Origin of the sequence: Nocardia pneumoniae NBRC 100136, from assembly GCF_000308755.1 — a bacterium.
GTDB classification, from domain to species: Bacteria; Actinomycetota; Actinomycetes; order Mycobacteriales; family Mycobacteriaceae; genus Nocardia; species Nocardia pneumoniae.
The window spans coordinates 59,029-73,457 of record NZ_BAGF01000030.1; the positions used below are offsets into that span (position 1 = coordinate 59,029).

General features: G+C 69.3%; 12 protein-coding genes. 6 read left to right on the plus strand and 6 right to left on the minus strand.

What is annotated here, in order from left to right; all coding sequences use genetic code 11:
* Positions 1–49: 49 nt before the first annotated feature.
* Complete coding sequence (locus ON34_RS09060) at positions 50–481, minus strand: hypothetical protein (RefSeq protein ID WP_040776831.1); 432 nt, start codon at positions 479–481, stop codon at positions 50–52.
* A 163-nt stretch (positions 482–644) separates the two neighbouring features.
* Between ON34_RS09060 and ctaE the strand changes: the two genes are divergently transcribed.
* The 4 genes from ctaE to qcrB all read left to right on the plus strand — a co-directional run bounded on the left by ctaE (position 645) and on the right by qcrB (position 5,023).
* Complete coding sequence (gene ctaE / locus ON34_RS09065; RefSeq protein WP_040776833.1) at positions 645–1,256, plus strand: aa3-type cytochrome oxidase subunit III; 612 nt, start codon at positions 645–647, stop codon at positions 1,254–1,256.
* Between the two features lie 88 nt (positions 1,257–1,344).
* Entirely contained in the window at positions 1,345–2,208 is an 864-nt protein-coding gene (gene qcrC / locus ON34_RS09070) for a cytochrome bc1 complex diheme cytochrome c subunit (RefSeq protein ID WP_169333852.1), read from the plus strand.
* Positions 2,209–2,228: 20 nt separating this feature from the next.
* Entirely contained in the window at positions 2,229–3,404 is a 1,176-nt protein-coding gene (gene qcrA, locus ON34_RS09075; protein ID WP_051022313.1) for a cytochrome bc1 complex Rieske iron-sulfur subunit, read from the plus strand.
* A complete protein-coding gene (qcrB, locus tag ON34_RS09080) occupies positions 3,401–5,023 on the plus strand; it encodes a cytochrome bc1 complex cytochrome b subunit (protein ID WP_040776835.1) in 1,623 nt (540 codons plus the stop codon). The genes qcrA and qcrB overlap by 4 nt, the downstream gene beginning before the upstream one ends.
* A gap of 65 nt (positions 5,024–5,088) precedes the next feature.
* Here the strand turns inward: qcrB and ON34_RS09085 are convergent, their stop codons facing one another.
* Positions 5,089–5,589: a polyadenylate-specific 3'-exoribonuclease AS gene (locus tag ON34_RS09085; protein WP_040776986.1), complete on the minus strand. Its 501-nt coding sequence runs from the start codon at positions 5,587–5,589 to the stop codon at positions 5,089–5,091.
* A 187-nt stretch (positions 5,590–5,776) separates the two neighbouring features.
* Between ON34_RS09085 and ON34_RS09090 the strand changes: the two genes are divergently transcribed.
* Positions 5,777–7,162 carry a class II 3-deoxy-7-phosphoheptulonate synthase gene (locus ON34_RS09090; RefSeq protein WP_040776837.1) on the plus strand — a complete coding sequence of 462 codons (1,386 nt, stop codon included), beginning with the start codon at positions 5,777–5,779 and terminating at the stop codon, positions 7,160–7,162.
* An 88-nt stretch (positions 7,163–7,250) separates the two neighbouring features.
* Here ON34_RS09090 and pknB read toward each other — a convergent pair whose 3' ends face one another.
* The gene (gene pknB, locus ON34_RS09095) at positions 7,251–9,206 is read right to left on the minus strand and encodes a Stk1 family PASTA domain-containing Ser/Thr kinase (RefSeq protein WP_040776988.1); all 1,956 of its coding nucleotides are present in this window, start codon (positions 9,204–9,206) and stop codon (positions 7,251–7,253) included.
* A 162-nt stretch (positions 9,207–9,368) separates the two neighbouring features.
* On the opposite strand from pknB, the gene ON34_RS09100 reads away from it, so the two are divergent.
* On the plus strand, positions 9,369–9,737 hold the full coding sequence (locus tag ON34_RS09100; protein ID WP_040776990.1) for an Rv2175c family DNA-binding protein: 369 nt from the start codon (positions 9,369–9,371) through the stop codon (positions 9,735–9,737).
* A 287-nt stretch (positions 9,738–10,024) separates the two neighbouring features.
* Here the strand turns inward: ON34_RS09100 and ON34_RS09105 are convergent, their stop codons facing one another.
* The 3 genes from ON34_RS09105 to crtI form a co-directional block, all read right to left on the minus strand.
* Positions 10,025–11,038: a phytoene/squalene synthase family protein gene (locus ON34_RS09105; protein WP_051022298.1), complete on the minus strand. Its 1,014-nt coding sequence runs from the start codon at positions 11,036–11,038 to the stop codon at positions 10,025–10,027.
* Positions 11,035–12,627, minus strand: a complete 1,593-nt coding sequence (locus tag ON34_RS09110; protein WP_051022299.1) for an alpha-(1->6)-mannopyranosyltransferase A — start codon at positions 12,625–12,627, stop codon at positions 11,035–11,037. The genes ON34_RS09105 and ON34_RS09110 overlap by 4 nt, the downstream gene beginning before the upstream one ends.
* Positions 12,628–12,804: 177 nt before the next feature.
* Positions 12,805–14,388: a phytoene desaturase family protein gene (gene crtI, locus ON34_RS09115; protein WP_040776839.1), complete on the minus strand. Its 1,584-nt coding sequence runs from the start codon at positions 14,386–14,388 to the stop codon at positions 12,805–12,807.
* Positions 14,389–14,429 lie beyond the last annotated feature (41 nt).

A 14,429-nucleotide genomic window follows, 5' to 3' on the forward strand; every position in this document is an offset into this window, starting at 1 on the left:
GTCCGCAAGCAGCCTAGGCCCAGCACCGGTTTCCAGCGCAGCGAGACCGTCACGCGGCGTCGTGCGGTTGCAAGGCGTCCCAGCCGTCGGCGGTGCCGTCGTGACGCTGTGCGAGACCGGCCATGCGCGAGCGCTCCTGGGAGCAGTGCAGCGCGTCCAGCAGTTGGACCCGCTGCAGGATCACCGTTTCGAGAGCGTCGGTGCCCGGTCCGCCCACCTGCGGTGCGGGGGTGTATCCGTCCTGTGCGGCGATCGCGCAGACCGTCTCGACGTGCCGGGGCGGGATGCGCAGGTGATGGCGCAGCACCGCGGGCGCGTCGGGCACCAGTCCGGTCGCGCGCGCCAGCGCGGTCGAGCAGGCCTCCGCGTCGTCGAAGCTGGCGGCGACCACCACCAGATCCGCTCGGTTCGGGTCCAGCTCCGTTCGCCGGTCCCGCCGCACGAGCCGTCGCCACAGCCGTGGTGCCACCCTCGCCTCCATCTCAGGTTTTCCTTACCCGCGCCTGTCATGCTGGCGGCGCGGTCGTCCGCCCCCGCGTTCGCGCCTGGTCGAGAGCCTGTCCCGGCCTGCCGTTTCCGACGCGAAGGAACGAGTTTCGTACCCGGGTACTGCTGTCGTACTACGACGAGTCATACTTACCCCCGTGACGACCGCAGTAGGGACCCCAGGATCGGCCATTACCCAGCGTGTGCATTCGCTGAACCGGCCCAACATGGTCAGCGTCGGTACCATCATCTGGCTGTCGAGCGAGCTGATGTTCTTCGCCGGCCTGTTCGCGATGTACTTCGTCGCGCGCGCGCAGGCGCACGGTCACTGGCCGCCGGAACCGACCGAGCTGAACCTGAAGCTCGCCGTGCCGGTCACGGCCGTGCTGGTCGCGTCGTCGTTCACCTGCCAGATGGGTGTGTTCGCCGCGGAGAAGGGCGACGTGTTCGGCCTGCGCCGCTGGTATGTCATCACCTTCCTGATGGGCGCGTTCTTCGTCGGCGGCCAGGGCTACGAGTACATGAACCTGGTGCGCGAGGGCACGTCGATCGCCAGTAGCTCCTACGGCTCGGTGTTCTACATCACCACCGGCTTCCACGGTCTGCACGTCATCGGCGGTCTGATCGCGTTCCTGTTCCTGCTGGCCCGCACCAAGGTGAGCAAGTTCACCCCCGCGCAGGCCACCGCCGCGATCGTGGTCTCCTACTACTGGCACTTCGTCGACATCGTGTGGATCGGGTTGTTCGCCACGATCTACTTCGTCCGCTGAGCGTGGACGCCGCGCAGCCGAGCAGCGTGCGCGGCAATCCCTCAGATCTTTTGCAGAAGTCGGTTCCGTCTACTCCAAAGGGACACAGATGAGTTCATCTCCCCCGTCAGCGCCAGAGCCCGCGAGCCCCGGGAACGGCCAGGCCAGCAAGACGCGCAGGCAGCGCCGCGTTCGCCGTCGCATCGCGGGCGGGCTTGCGCTGCTGGTGGGCCTCGTCGGAGCAGGCTTCCTGGCATCGGCCCTGACGCCGGACCCCCAGCGCGCGACCGCGAACGAGGACCAGTCCGCGCTGATCCGCGAGGGCCAGCAGCTCTACGACACGTCCTGCATCACCTGCCACGGCGCGAACCTGCAGGGTGTGGCCGACCGCGGTCCCAGCCTGATCGGCGTCGGCGAGGCCGCCGTCTACTTCCAGGTGTCCTCCGGCCGCATGCCGATGGCCCGCAACGAGGCGCAGGCGCAGCGCAAGCCACCGAAGTTCGACGCCCACCAGACCGACGCGCTGAGCGCCTACGTGGCGGCCAACGGCGGCGGGCCCACGGTGGTCCGCGACGCCAACGGCGAGATCGCGCAGGAGTCGCTGCGCGGCGACGACGTCGCCCGCGGTTCGGAGCTGTTCCGGATGAACTGCGCGTCCTGCCACAACTTCACCGGACGCGGCGGCGCGCTGTCCTCCGGTAAGTTCGCGCCGCCGCTGGAACCGGCGAGCGAGCAGCAGATCCTGGCGGCGATGCTCACCGGTCCGCAGAACATGCCGAAGTTCTCCGACCGCCAGCTGAGCCCGGAGGAGAAGCGCGACATCATCGCCTACGTCAAGAACGCGACCGAGGAGCACAGCCCCGGCGGCTGGGATCTCGGTGGGTTCGGTCCCGCGACCGAGGGTCTGGCCATCTGGGTGGTCGGCATCACGCTCGTGGTCGGCGCCGCGATGTGGATCGGATCGAGGTCATGATGGATAAGGAGCGAGACGACATGGGTCGGCCGGATGAGGGCCGCGACACGCGACCGTCGGACGAGCAGTCGGTGAACGCCACCCCGGCGGAGCCGACCGAGGCGGAACTCGACGCGATGTCGCGCGATGAGCTGGTCAAGCTGGGTACCGAGCGCGACGGCGTGAACGTCGCCTACCGCCGCGAGCGTTTCCCGATCCCGGGCACCCGCGCGGAGAAGCGGGCCGAGCGCGCGGTGAGCTTCTGGTTCGCGGTGTCCGGCATCGCGGCCGCGGCGCTGGTCGGGGTGTTCCTGTTCTGGCCGTGGGAGTTCAAGGGCAAGGAAGAGGAGGGCCACGGGCTCTACTCCCTGTTCACCCCGCTGATCGGCCTGACCTTCGGCATCTCGGTGCTGGTCATCGGCGTGGCGGTGGTGTTGATCCGCAAGATGTTCATCCCCGCCGAGCTGTCCATCCAGGAGCGGCACGACGGTCCCTCCCCGGAGGTGGAGCGCCGCACCCTGGTGGCCGAGCTGCAGGACGCGCTGGAGACCTCGACCCTGGGCCGCCGCAAGATGATCACCCGCACCGCGGGCGCCGGTGTCGGCGTGCTCGGCATCGGCGCGCTGCTGGTGTTCGTCGGCGGCATGATCAAGAACCCGTGGGCCAAGGGCGACAAGTCGCCGCTGTGGGTCTCCGGCTGGACCCCGGACTACCCGGGCGAGACCATCTACATCCGTCGCGACACCGGTCGCCCGGAGGATGTGGTGCTGGTCCGTCCGGAGGACCTGGACGCGGGCGCCATGGAGACGGTGTTCCCGTGGAAGGAGAAGTGGCGCGGCGACGAGCACGCCACGCTGCAGTCGCTGCGCGGCATCCGCAACGCCGTCATGCTGATCCGCCTGCGCACCGAGGACGCGCAGAAGGCGATCAAGCGCAAGGGCCAGGAGAGCTTCAACTACGGCGACTACTTCGCCTACTCGAAGATCTGCACCCACCTCGGCTGCCCGACCTCGCTGTTCGAGCAGCAGACCAACCGGATCCTGTGCCCCTGCCACCAGTCGCAGTTCTCCGCGACCGAATGGGGCAAGCCGGTCTTCGGTCCCGCCGCTCGCGCGCTGCCGCAGCTGCCGATCACCGTCAACGCTGAGGGCTTCCTGGTCGCCAACGGCGACTTCATCGAGCCGCTCGGCCCGGCCTACTGGGAGCGCCGTTCATGAGTCCTTCTGTCGCAGCCCAAGCCAGCGAGGCGGACGAGCGGTACCGCGCCGCCGCGTTCGTGAAGCGGTCGATCAATAAGGTCTTCCCGACGCATTGGTCGTTCCTGCTCGGTGAGATCGCGCTCTACAGCTTCATCATCCTGCTGCTGTCGGGTGTGTATCTGACCCTGTTCTTCGATCCGTCGATGAGCGAGGTCGTCTACAACGGCGCCTACCAGCCGCTGCGTGGTGTCACCATGTCGCGGGCCTACGAGACGGCGCTCAACATCTCCTTCGAGGTGCGCGGCGGTCTGTTCGTCCGCCAGGTGCACCACTGGGCGGCGCTGCTGTTCGCGGCGTCGATCATCATCCATCTGTTCCGGATCTTCTTCACCGGCGCGTTCCGCAAGCCGCGTGAGGCGAACTGGGTGATCGGTTCGCTGCTGCTGATCCTGGCGATGTTCGAGGGCTTCTTCGGCTACTCGCTGCCGGATGACCTGCTCTCGGGTACCGGTCTGCGGGCCGCGTTCTCCGGCATCACCATCTCGATTCCGATCATCGGCACGTGGCTGCACTGGCTGATGTTCGGCGGTGACTTCCCCGGCGACATCATCATTCCGCGCCTGTACATCGCGCACGTGCTGCTGTTCCCCGGGATCATCCTGGCGCTGATCGCGGCGCATGTGGCGTTGGTGTGGTACCAGAAGCACACTCAGTTCCCCGGCCCGGGCCGCACCGAGAACAACGTGGTGGGCGCCCGCATCGTGCCGGTGTTCGCCGCGGACCAGGGCGCGTTCTTCGCCTTCACCCTCGGCATCGTCGGCATCATGGGCGGCGTCTTCCAGATCAACCCGATCTGGAACCTGGGCCCGTACAACCCCTCGCAGGTGTCGGCCGGTTCCCAGCCGGACTTCTACATGATGTGGACCGACGGCATGGCGCGGTTGATGCCGCCGTGGGAGCTGTATCTGGGCCGCTACACCGTGCCCGCGGTGTTCTGGGTGGCACTGATCATGGGCTTGGTGTTCACGGTGCTGATCGCCTACCCGTGGATCGAGAAGCGCCTCACCGGCGACAAGGCCGCGCACCACAACCTGCTGCAACGCCCGCGTGACGTGCCGGTCCGCACCGCGATCGGCGCGATGGCGATCGCGTTCTACGTGGTGCTGACCCTGTCCTGCGTCAACGACATCGTCGCGCTGAAGTTCGACATCTCGCTGAACGCGACCACGTGGATCGGCCGCATCGGCCTGCTCGTCGCACCGCCGATCGCGTACTTCCTCACCTACCGGTTCTGCATCGGCTTGCAGCGCAGCGACCGCGCGGTGCTCGAGCACGGCATCGAGACCGGTGTGATCAAGCGTCTGCCGCACGGCGAGTACATCGAGGTGCACCAGCCGCTGGGCCCGGTGGACGAGCACGGTCACCCGATTCCGCTGGCGTATCAGGGCGCTCCGGTCCCGAAGAAGATGAGCAAGCTGGGCGCGGCAGGCAAGCCGGGCACCGGCAGCTTCCTGCGGCCGGACCCGCAGGAGGAAAGCGACCGCCACTTCGAGATCGAGCACGAGGAAGAGCACAAGCAGCTGAAGGTGCTGCAGCAGGCTCAAGAGGCGGCGTCGAACGGCAAGCACGGCCACTGACGTCCGCAACACGACGGCCCCGAGTCGAGTCCGGCTCGGGGCCGTCGTGCGTCATGCCGCGGCTGTCACAGGCGCGGCGCCGCGCGGCGGGCGGCTTCGATGGCTTCGAATTTGGCCAGGTTGTGCCGGGCGTCGGCGAGCGCGTCGTGGGCGTCGGGTGGGATCGGCGGCAGCTCGGGACGGCCGTGCGCTTCCCAGTGCTGGCGCAGCTCGTTGGTGTAGCGGGGCAGCGTGTTGGGGAGGTCCACCATGGACCCCCAGAGCTGGCACAGCGCCACATGGTCATAGGCGGCGACCCAGGCCCACAGCTCCGGCTGCACGGTCGGCCTGGGCACCAGGAAGGCGTACAGCTCGTCGCGGATCCGCGCACGGCTGCGCCACAGCGGTGAGGACGGCGGCGGCAGCTGCGGCAACACGAATTTGCGCACCCACGGCCCCGCACGGTCGGGATCGAATTCGGTGGACACCGCGTAGTACTCCCGGCCGTCCTCGCAGACGACGCCGATGGAGACCAAATCGATGGTCACACCGTCTTCGATGAATTCGCAGTCGTAAAAATATCTCAGCGAGATCGGTCTCTCCTCGGTTTCCAGGTGCCGTCGCGGCAGGTGACGAGTTCCCAGCAAACCCTATGGTGGCGGCTGACGCCCGCTCGCAAGGACCCATACGGTGGAGATTTCCGCCACCTTGGTGCGACCTTCCACCACTACCACCGGGTATCCCCGGAGGGCGAACGGTCCGTATTCTGAACTGGTGAACTGGACCGTCGACGTACCCATCGATCGCCTGCCGGAACTGCCGCCGCTGCCCGCCGAGCTGCGCAGACGGCTGGACGACGCGCTGGCGCGGCCCGCGCTGCAGCAACCGTCCTGGGATCCGGAACAGGCGGCCATGATGCGCACCGTACTGGAGAGCGTGCCGCCGATCTGCGTGCCCGCCGAAGTGGAGGAGCTGCGGTCGCAGCTGGCCGAGGTCGCCCGCGGCGAAGCGTTCCTCATGCAGGGCGGCGACTGCGCGGAGACGTTCGCAGACAACACCGAGCCGCACATTCGTGGCAACATCCGCACCCTGCTGCAGATGGCGGTCGTGCTCACCTACGGCGCGAGCCTGCCCGTGGTCAAGGTGGCGCGGATCGCGGGGCAGTACGCCAAACCGCGCTCCTCGGACATCGATGCGCTCGGCCTCAAGTCCTACCGCGGCGACATGATCAACGCGCTGGCCGCCGACGCGGCGCTGCGCGAGCACGACCCGTCGCGCCTGATCCGCGCCTACGCCAACGCCAGCGCCGCGATGAACCTCGTGCGGGCGCTCACCGGAGCGGGCATGGCCGATCTGCACAAGGTGCACGACTGGAACCGCGACTTCGTGGCCAAGTCGCCCGCGGGCGCCCGGTACGAGGCGCTGGCCGAGGAGATCGACCGCGGCCTCGCGTTCATGACGGCGTGCCGGGTCAACGATCCCAGCCTGAAATCGGCGCGCATCTACGCCAGCCACGAGGCGCTGGTGCTGGACTACGAGCGCGCCATGCTGCGGCTGAGCGAGAACGCGATCGGCGAGCCGGTGCTCTACGACCTGTCCGCGCACTTCCTCTGGATCGGCGAGCGCACCCGCCAGCTCGACGGCGCGCACATCGCGTTCGCGGAGCTGCTCGCCAACCCGATCGGCCTGAAGATCGGTCCATCCACCACGCCCGAGCAGGCCGTGGAATACGTCGAGCGGCTGGACCCGAACAACGAGCCGGGCAGGCTGACCATCGTGTCCAGGATGGGCCACAGCAAGGTCCGCGACGTGCTGCCGCCCATCATCGAAAAGGTGCAGGCCACCGGCCACCAGGTGATCTGGCAGTGCGACCCGATGCACGGCAACACGCACGAGGCGTCCACCGGGTTCAAGACCCGCCACTTCGACCGCATCGTCGACGAGGTGCAGGGCTTCTTCGAGGTGCACCACGCGCTCGGCACGCACCCCGGCGGCATGCACATCGAACTGACCGGCGAGGACGTCACCGAATGCCTCGGCGGCGCCCAGGACATCTCCGATCTGGATCTGTCCGGCCGGTACGAGACCGCCTGCGATCCCCGGCTGAACACCCAGCAGTCGCTGGAGCTGGCCTTCCTGGTCGCGGAGATGCTGCGCTGAGTGTAGGCGCACCGTCGCGATTCGGTACGCCGAGATCAGGCAGCCCGAGGAGTGACACGGCGCACCGTCGTCATCCGGTGCGCCGAGGTCAGGGGAGCGCGACCAGTGACACGGTGCTGCCGGGTTCGACGTTCGCGCCGATAGCGGGCGTCTGCGAAATGATCACCGACGAATCCGACCGGGTGAGCTGGCTGACCTGGACCTGCAAACCCATGCTCGCCAGCCGCGTCCTGGCGTCGCCGACGGTGGCGCCGAGCAGGCTCGGCATCTTCAACGCGTTGGAGACCACCAACACGACGCCGTCGCCGGACTGAACCGTCGCTCCCGCACCGGGTTCGGTGCCGATGGCGTGGTCGGCCTCGACGCCGCGATCGAACTGACTCCGGTTCTCCCGCACCGTGATTCCGGCCGCGGTGAGGATCTTCACCGCCTCCGCGGCGGGACGGCCACGCACGTCCGGCACCCGCACGGGCTGAGATCCCTTGCTGCGGAACACTTTCACCTGCGCGCCGACCGGTAGCACGGTCCCTGGCTTCGGTTCCACCCTGGCGACCGTGCCTTTGGGCGCGGTGCTGGATTCCTCCCCGGCGTCGACCGGCTGCAGCCCGCCGTCCCGGATCAACTGATTGACCTTCGACACCTGGTCACCGGGCTGGACGTCCGGCACCTTGGGTTTGCCGCTGGAGACCAGCACGGCGACCGTCGACCCCTTGGTGACCTTGGACCCGGCCGACGGGTCGCTGCCGACCACGCCGCCGACGGGGACGGTGTCGGACGCCTTCTGCCGGACCTCGGTCTGGAACCCGGCCTCCTGGAGCGTGGCGATCGCCTTGTCGGTGCTCAACCCCGCGGTCGGCGGAACGGGCGAATAGCGGCCGAAACCGAGCCACCAACCGCCGATGCCGACCAGCAGGGTCAGCACCGCGACGATGGCCACCCACATCCACACGGTGCGCCGGGACCGGTTGAGATCGTTGGCGTAGGGCGAATACGGCGGCGCCGGGTGGGCTTGGCGAACCATCGGTTGGTCGTAGCCGTCCGAGGCGCCATAGTCGACACGAGGGCGCTGTGCGGTCACCACTTTGGTGTGCTGCACCGATTGCGGTGGGTGCGGCTCGAACACCGACGCACCGGCGAGACCCTGGCGGCCGTCGCGCTCCGGCGTGACGGCCCGGTAGCTGGCGCTGAGATGTTCGGCGGACTCCTGGGGCGCGGGCACCCGGTAGGCGGGCAGTTGCAGCGCGGCGGCGATCTGCCGCAGCGCGGCCGCCATCTCGTTCGCGTCCGCGAACCGGTGCGCGGGCTCTCGCGCGGTGGCCTTTGCGACGAACTCGTCGAACTCCGGCGGCACCCCGGAGATGAAACCGCTCGGGCTCGGCACGTCGTTCTCGATGCGCTGATAGGCCACCGACAGCGACGTGTCGCCGGTGAAAGGCACACGTCCGGTGAGCATTTCGAAGATCAGCAACCCGAAGGAGTACACGTCGCTGCGGGAGTCGGCGTTGCCGCTGGTGACCTGTTCGGGGGAGAGGTAGGCGGCGGTGCCGAGAATGACGCTCGCCGAGGTGGTGTTCGCCGCCGCGACCGCTCGGACCAGGCCGAAATCGGCGATCTTCACCTCGCCCGCGTCGGAGATCAGCACGTTCTCCGGCTTGATGTCGCGGTGCACCAGCCCCGCCGTGTGCGCGACGCCGATCGCCGCCAGCACCGGCTCGGCGACCGCGCGCACCGCGTGCGGCGGCATCGGGCCGCGCTCGCGCAGCAGTTCGCGCAGCGTGCCGCCCTCGACCAGCTCCATGATCAGGAACGGGTGGTCGCCGTCGACGCCCTGGTCGTACACCGCGACCAGCGACGGATGCTTGAGCTTGGCGACCGCGCGCGCCTCGAACTCGAACCGGGACAGGAACTGCGGGTCACCGGCGAACTTCGGATCCATCACCTTGATGGCGACCGGCCGGTCCAAGCGGGTGTCGATCCCCCGGAAGACCATCGACATGCCGCCGCGGGCGATCGGCGCATCGATCCGATAGCGCCCTTCCAGCATCTGGCCGATCAAGTGACGTCCTCCGGCTTTCGCAAAGCTCACCCCTCGCGCGATACCTGCGCCAAGCGATCAGCCGCTCTTTGCGGCCCTCACGATGGTATCGAGTCCCCGCGCACCGGGTGTCTCACGACGTGCGAGGCCAGACGGTCTACCGTTGTGCGCGTGAGTGCATTTCCCTGCAGTGAGGACGTCCTTCCCGAGTCGGTGACCCTGCTGCCGCTGCCGGAGGTGGCCGACCGACTCGGGCTGGTGGTGACCCGGGTGCATCAGATGCTGCGCGATCACCAACTGATCGCGGTGCGCAGAAACGGCGTGGCGGGCGTTCCCGAGCGCTTCTTCGACGACACCGGCGCGGTGGTGAAGCCCCTGCCCGGCCTGATCACGGTGATGCGCGACGCCAGGTACACCGACGAAGAGATCCTGGAATGGATCTTCACCGAGGACGACAGCCTGCCCGGCAAACCCATCGACGCCCTGCACGGCCCACTCGCCCGTGAGGTACTGCGCCGAGCGGCGGCGGAGCCGTTTTGATCTGCTGGCTCGCGTCCGAGCGACCGCCGCTGGCAACTTCGTCGCTTGCGCGTCGGCCGCTCGGACGCGAGCCACAAGAGGGCCGCGAACGGTCAATGCTCGGTCTCGCTCCGCTCGAAAGTGATGGTTGGCCGATGTGGTCGCGAGGGCATAAGCGTCCGGGGTCTCGCGACGGCTGGCCGGGGTTGATGGGGGACGCGCGGCAAATGGTTCTGTCGTCGCGGTGCGGGGCCGAAGGTGATCGGTACCACGGACCGTGGGGTGCGTTTGGGCGGCCGGTTCCTCGGTCAGCGCTCTAGTCGGGCGCGGAGGGTGGCGGTGGTGAATTCGGTGGCCGCTACGCGCAGGCGGTGGTGGCGGGGGACGACGGCGCGGTGGTCGAAGACGGCGTAATCGCTGCGTTCGATGTGGCGCAGGATGTCGGCGTAGAGGGTGGTCGCGGTGCGGATGGCGGGGCGGACGCGCGGCTCGAGCAGGGCTGTGCCGGGTTCGGCGCGGCGGTAGAGGTCGCGGTTGACCGCGATGAGGTGGGCCAAGGCGCGGCGGACGCGCGGGTCGGTGCGTCCGGTGCGGCGGCAGTCGAACAGCAGGTCGTCGTCCACGCCGAACGCGGTGAGCGCGTCGGCGGGCAGGTAGACGCGGTCGCGATCGAGGTCCTCGGCGACATCGCGCAGAAAGTTGGTGAGCTGGAACGCCTCGCCGAGCGCGGCGGCGGCCGGTTCCGCCTCGGCGACCGGGGCGATCGTGCCGAGTACCGGGAGCAGCTGCAATCCGATCGCCGCCGCGGAGCCGCGCATGTACTCGTGTAGCTCGGCCATGGTGGCGTACCGGTTACGGAAACCCGGGGCGCCGGGCACATCCATCCGCATGGAATCCAGGAACGTCCAGAAGTGCCGCGGGTCGATGGCGTAGCGCCGGATGGTGTCGGTGACGGCGGCCAGGACGAGCGTGCGTGGCCGCGCACCGGCCTCCAGGGTGCGCGGGACAGAGGTCCGCTCATCGATCGGCGGCGTCGCCTCGATGCCCGGTTCCAGCGCGCCTCTGAGCTCCCGCTCGATCAGGTCGAGTGCGTCCGCCGGTTCGTGACCTGATACGCCTGCTCCGCTCGGCTGACCGGCGTGGTCGACGATGTCGTCCACCATTCGCGCGAACGCGTACAGCGCGTGCACCGCGGGCCGACGCTCGGGCGACAGCAGCCGGGTGGCCAGGAAGTAGGTGCGGCCGTGGGTGGCGGCGATCTGGCGGCATTCCCGGTAGGCGAGCGCGAGCAGGGCGTCAGCTGGTAGATGATCGTCGGTCATGGAGCGGGTGCGGCGGTGACGCTGGTCTGTGCGGTGCTGGGCGGGCTGGCGCGCAAGCGCAGCGGGTCCACGGTGCGCAGCGACAGCGCCGCCACGACGGAAGCGAAGGTGGCGGCGGCGACGTGCCAGAAGTTGTACAGGCCGATCGAGCCGTCCGGCTGGAAGACCAGCATCAGCCAGGTACACACGCCCACCAGCGCCATCAGCGTGGTGGTGGACAGCGCGAACCCGGCGGCCAGCGCCAGCGGCCACGAGTAGTACCAGGGCAGTGCGGCGGGGGAGAGGATGACGATGGCGACGAACGCGATCAGGATGCCCAGCACCGCCTCCCGCTCGCTGTGCCGGAACTGCCACCACGTCCAGGCCAGCACGGCGACCAGGGCCAGCGCGCACAGCGCGCGGGTCACCTCGAGCACCGACTCCATCCGCAGCGGGGTCACCCAGGTCACGGCGTGCGCCATGACGGTGGGCAGCGAAAGCCAGTTGATGATCTTCTTCGACCCGGACAGCGCGGTCAGCCAGCCGATGCCGACCCCGGCGATGGCCGAGGCGGCCACGAACACGGCGGCGAACACGCTGAGGCCGAGACCTGCGATCTTGGCGAACATCAGCGCCGGATGCGGCATGTCCTCGGTGCGCTCGGCGGCGTCGCCGGGTTGCTCGCTGGCGGGCAGGTGCGCCGGGTCGCGCCCGACTCGCTGCGCTGCGCGGCGCTCGCGTTCGTGCAGCATCCAGATCCACACCAGGAACGGCAGCGCCACGCCCGCGGTCGCCTTGATGGCCACGCCGATCGCGACCACCACGATGCCCGCCACGTGGTGGCGTTCCAGCACCAGCGCGATGCCCGCGCACATCAGACCGACCATCAGCATCTCGTTGTGCACGCCGCCGATCAGGTGGATCAGCACCAGCGGGTTGAGCACCGCCAGCCACAGCGCGACGGTGGGTTTGCCGCCGAGATGCTTGGTCAGGTACGGCACCGCCCACATCATCAGCGCCAGGCCGGGCAGCATGACCAGTCGCATCGCGATGGTGCCCGCCACCACGTTGTCGCCGGTCACGGCGGTGATCGCGCGTCCGAGCAGCAGGAACACCGGGCCGTAGGGTGCGGTGGTGGTGGTCCAGACCGGGCTCACGTTGTCCAGCAGCACACCGGGATTGGCAACCGGCCCGACCTGGTATGGGTCGAAACCGTCGCGCAGCAGCGCGCCCTGCGCCAGGTAGGAGTAGGCGTCGCGGCTGAACATCGGCACGGCGAACAGCAGCGGGGCGATCCAGATGCCGACGATCGCGCGCAGTTCGTTCAGCGTCACCCCGGCGTCGATCCGGTCGCCGGTGCCGATGGTGGCGCGCCCGAGCCGGACCCAGGCGGTGACCATCAGCAGCACGCCGATCCAGATGCAGATGGTCGACAGCGCGTAGCCGTGCCCGAATCGCAGCCAGGACAGGTGCATGGCCTCCAGCAGCGGGTCGCGCTTGCGGACGCTGCCCGCGCCGAACCCGCCGAAGGTGATCATGATGGCGCCGAAGAATCCGAGCAGGGCGGCGTGGCCCTCGGGGCTTCGGGCGAAGTCGGCGTAGGCGCGCATCCACCACAGGAAACCACGGGGGGCGGCCGATTCGCGACGTGCGGAGGGGGGCGATGGGTGGTCGGTGATGCCGGGTGCGGCGGCCTCTGCGGTGCGCGTTTCGGGGGATGCCATCTGGTGTCGGTCCCCCCGAATGGTCGGCGGTCGCAACCGCGAGCGAATAGGTCGGCGCTTAGTTTACGGCGTCGCCTCGAACACTATCCGGCTGGTGCGCGGGGTTCCACGCGGCGTGGGCCGGATATGTCCGGAAATTCGGGTTGCCGCTAGTTTCCCCGACAGCAGTGCGGTCGGCACGCCGACGCCGGGGGTCGTGCCGCAACCCGCGATAACCACGTTGTCGCTGGAGCGCGGGAAATTGCTCGGCCGAAACGGACCGGTTTGCCGGAAAAGATGCGCCGCGGAGAATGGTGTGCCCGCGAGCATTCCGCGATCGAGCCAGGTCCGCGGCGTGTCGAGCTGATCGACGGCGAAGTGCTCGGCGATGCCGCGATACCCGCGCGCTTCCAGAACCGTGAGCAGATCGCGCAGGTAGGCCGGTCCCAGCCGTTGCCAATCCAGCGGCGCCGACACCAGATTCGGGCACGGCGCGAGCACGGAGAACGGTTCGTGCCGTCCGTCGGGCCGGTCGATGAACAGGCTCGGATCGGTGAGCGCGGGCCGGGTCAGCAGCAGCGACGGGTCGCTCATCAGCGCGCCGCGGCCGCGGCGCGCGGTGATCTCGGCGAACGTGGTGTCCCAGGCGTGCCCGAACTCGATGGTGTGGTGTGCCTGCACCGGCCACTTCGCGGCGATCGCGGCGGGGACGGTGCCGTGCGCGACGACCGCCGACGGGGAGGCGCGCAGTCCGCGTCTGGGCCGCACGCCGAAACGGTGCAGCGACCCGAGGTCGGCGGTGAGCACGAGCGCGTCGCAGTCGAAGGAGCGTCCGTCGGCGGTGCGGGCGCGGCGGGCCCGGCGACCCGCGTAGTCGATTCCGACCACGTCGGCGCCGAGTTCCAGCCTGCCGCCCGCGTCGGTGAACGCCTGCGCCATCGCCGCGGCGATCGCGCGCATGCCGCCCTCGGGAAAGTAGACACCCAACGAGGTGTCCATGTGCGGGATCGCGCCGTACACGGCGAGCGCCTGGGCCGGTGGCATGCCCGCGTAGAGGGCCTGGAAGGTGAACAGGCGGGCCAGGCGCGGATCGCGCAGGAACCGGCGCACCCGGGGCCCGAGCCGCCCGAAGCCGCCGAGGCGCACCAATTCGACCAGCGCGCGGCGCTTTTCGGCGACACGCACCATATCCAGCGGCGAGTCGAAGTTGGTGTCCATGAACTCGGTGAACTCGGCCGCGTAGACGCGGGCCAGCCAGTCACGCAGACGCCGGTATCCGCGCGCCTCGGCGGGGCCGCAGACCCGCTCGACCTCCGCCGCCATCGCGTCCGGGTCGGCGAACACCCTGATCTCGGCGCCGTCGGCGAACCGAGCGTGATAGCCGGGCGCCAGCCGGTGGATGCGCAGCGGGGGCACGCAGGTCTCCGGGGAGCGGCCGACGGCGGCGAGCGCGTCGGTGATCAGCTCGGGCAGCGTCAGCACGGTGGCGCCGGAATCGATGTCGTAGTCCGCGCCACGGTAGCGCCCGACCCGGCCGCCGGGGTGGTCGGCACGCTCGAGCAGCGTGACGGTGTGGCCCGCGCCGGTCAGGTACAGCGCGGCCGACAGCCCGGCCAGGCCCGCGCCGACGATCACCACGCGATCGGTCGGTCCCGCAACGGTTTTCATCTGGCCCACCTCCTCGCCGCGCCGTGCGAAGCCGCCGGGGC

Coding starts and splice junctions, on each gene's coding strand:
- ON34_RS09060 (WP_040776831.1), bottom strand. CDS start 481: ATGGAGGCGAGGGTGGCACCACGGCTGTGGCGACGGCTCGTGCGGCGG.
- qcrC (WP_169333852.1), top strand. CDS start 1,345: ATGAGTTCATCTCCCCCGTCAGCGCCAGAGCCCGCGAGCCCCGGGAAC.
- qcrA (WP_051022313.1), top strand. CDS start 2,229: ATGGGTCGGCCGGATGAGGGCCGCGACACGCGACCGTCGGACGAGCAG.
- qcrB (WP_040776835.1), top strand. CDS start 3,401: ATGAGTCCTTCTGTCGCAGCCCAAGCCAGCGAGGCGGACGAGCGGTAC.
- pknB (WP_040776988.1), bottom strand. CDS start 9,206: ATGCTGGAAGGGCGCTATCGGATCGATGCGCCGATCGCCCGCGGCGGC.
- ON34_RS09105 (WP_051022298.1), bottom strand. CDS start 11,038: ATGACCGACGATCATCTACCAGCTGACGCCCTGCTCGCGCTCGCCTAC.
- ON34_RS09110 (WP_051022299.1), bottom strand. CDS start 12,627: ATGCGCGCCTACGCCGACTTCGCCCGAAGCCCCGAGGGCCACGCCGCC.
- crtI (WP_040776839.1), bottom strand. CDS start 14,388: ATGAAAACCGTTGCGGGACCGACCGATCGCGTGGTGATCGTCGGCGCG.